Source organism: Wolbachia endosymbiont of Tuta absoluta (genome assembly GCF_059414725.1).
Genome location: NZ_JBNRJY010000079.1, coordinates 1 through 451, shown reverse-complemented (window position 1 = coordinate 451; position 451 = coordinate 1). Strand labels below are relative to the sequence as shown.

Below are 451 nucleotides of genomic sequence, written 5' to 3'. Positions count from 1 at the left end.
TTATTTATCATTTACTTATTTATGCATTTGTTTATATGTATTGTTTATATTATTATATAGATACTATCTGTATGTGTACGCGGTTTTGTCATTCGACAATATATTATTTTCTTGTTTCATCGGCAGGTTGGCTGGTTTGTTCAGAGCTCAACAATGCACCTTCGAAAATTTAAATTTGAATGCATAATATCAAATTTGTAAAAAAAAATGCAAGAAAACAAAATGCATAAAACAAGCGTGAATTTGGTATGTGATATATAGTGGGTACGGGGTATAAGAAACGGCGTACCGAAAACTTTGCAGACACGATCGATCACTCTTTCCGCAAAATGCTGCTTCCGTAAGTACTTTTGTTGTTTCTTGGAAAGAGGCAGCAGAAATAAAGGAATTAGTTTCAAGGCTTGCTCTAGTAATTCCCTGCAGAATAGGAAGATAATGAGCAGGTCGTTTT

The 451-nt window shown here is 33.7% G+C and carries 1 protein-coding gene; it reads right to left on the bottom strand.

Going from position 1 to position 451, the window contains the following annotated elements:
• Window positions 1-189: 189 nt before the first annotated feature.
• The coding region (locus ACJ5GX_RS00890; protein ID WP_495292590.1) for a hypothetical protein at window positions 190-451 on the bottom strand (262 nt) is incomplete at its 5' end.